Source organism: Enterobacter cloacae complex sp. GF14B, from assembly GCF_004136805.1.
GTDB lineage: Bacteria > Pseudomonadota > Gammaproteobacteria > Enterobacterales > Enterobacteriaceae > Enterobacter > Enterobacter hormaechei_C.
This window is the reverse complement of record NZ_QFRV01000226.1, coordinates 1-1,910: the sequence shown is the minus strand read 5'-3', so window position 1 is coordinate 1,910 and position 1,910 is coordinate 1. Positions and strand designations below refer to the sequence as shown.

The window sequence follows — 1,910 nt, the reverse complement described above, 5'->3', positions numbered from 1 at the left end:
AATGTCACCGTGACGGCCACCGTCACTGACGTGGCGGGCAACAGCAGCAGCGCGGATCGCGTTGGGCTGGTGGATGCCACCGTGCCGCAGGTGACCATCAACGATTTCGTCACCGACACCAACACCGTTAACCAGCTGGCCCATGCTCAGGCGCAGATCCTGAGCGGCTCCGTCACCGGCGCGGCGGCGGGCGATTTGGTCACCATCACCATCAATAACGTAGACTACACCACCGTGGTGGATGCGGCAGGAAACTGGAGTCTCGGCCTGCCTGCGTCCGTCATTCAGGGGCTGACGGACGGCACCTGGACCATTAACGTCTCCGTGACCGATCGGTCCGGTAACACCGGCAGCAGTTCAGTGGATGTGGTGGTCAATACTGTGACGCCCGTTATCGGTATTAACACGCTGGCAGCGGATGACGTGATCAATGCGGCAGAGAAGGGCGAAGATCTGCTGCTTTCCGGTACCAGCAACCAGCCGGAAGGAACCACCATCACTGTTAATCTGAACGGTATCAACTACACCGCCACCACCGACGCCAGCGGCAACTGGAGCGTTACCGTACCCGCCTCTGCGGTGAGCGCGCTGGGTGAAGCCAATTACACCGTAACGGCGAGCGTCACCGATAATGTGGGCAATAGCGCCGCTGCCACGCACGATGTGCTGGTGGACAGCTCGCTGCCGGTTGTTACCCTCAACAACTTCGCGGGCGACAATATCGTCAACGCGGCGGAAGTGACCGCAGGGCAAACCCTGACCGGAAAGGTTTCTAACGCGGCATCGGGCGATACCGTCACGATTATCCTCGGCGGGCAGACATACACGGCTACAGTACAGGACGATCTCACCTGGAGCCTGCCGTTAACCCAGAGTCAGTTAACCGCGCTCGGCAACGGCGACCTGACCGTCTCGGCCAGCGTGACGAACGCGCACGGTAATACCGGATCGTCTTCCCTGGATGTCACCATTGACGCCCAGCTGCCCGGCCTGCGCATTGATACCGTCGCCGGTGACGACGTCATTAACGTTATTGAACACGCGCAGAACCTGGTTATCTCCGGCACCAGCACCGACCTGGCGGCGGGTAGCACCGTCACCGTGACCATCAACGGCAAGAGTTATTCCGCATCGGTACAGGCGGACGGCACCTGGCAGGCTGCGGTTCCGGCCGCAGACGTCTCCCGGTGGGCGGACGGGTCGCTCACCATCAGCGCCAGCGCGCAGGATACCTCCGGCAACCCGGTGAACATCGGCACCGTGGTGGATGTCGATCTCGCCCCGGTGGCGATAAGCATTAACAGCGTGACGGACGACAACGTGCTGAACGCGGCAGAAAAAGGCCAGGATCTGGTGCTGTCCGGCTCCTCCTCGAACGTTGAAGCGGGCCAGACCGTTACCATTATCTTTGCGGGTAAAACCTGGACCACGATGGTCGATGCCAACGGCGACTGGACCTGCACCGTACCGGCTGCCGATCTGAGCGGCCTGAAGGACGGCGACGCCAGCGTACAGGTCAGCGTAACCAACGTGAACGGCAACGCGGCCTCTTCTTCGCAGGCATTCAGCGTCGATACCGCCGCGCCAGCGGTCACCATCAACACCATCAGCGGCGACAACATGCTGAATGCGGCAGAGGCGGCGCAGGATCTGACCCTGAGCGGGACGTCTACTGCCGAAGCAGGCCAGACGGTCACCGTGGCCTTCAACGGCAATCAGTACACCGCCCAGGTGCAGGCAAACGGCAGCTGGACGCTGGACGTACCGGCGGCGGATATGGCAGGCATCGCCGACGGCAGCGCGGCGGTCACGGTGACTGTGTCCGATAAAGCGGGCAACCCGGCCAGTGCAGGGGCGTCCGTGCTGGTCGACACTACCGTGCCGCAGATTACCTTCGACATTGTGGCGGG

1 protein-coding gene is annotated in these 1,910 nt (G+C 62.1%); it reads left to right on the top strand.

Features of this window, described 5'->3' with window-relative positions; genetic code table 11:
- On the top strand, window positions 1-1,910 hold a 1,910-nt coding region (locus DD606_RS24870), incomplete at both ends, for an Ig-like domain-containing protein (RefSeq protein WP_129259423.1).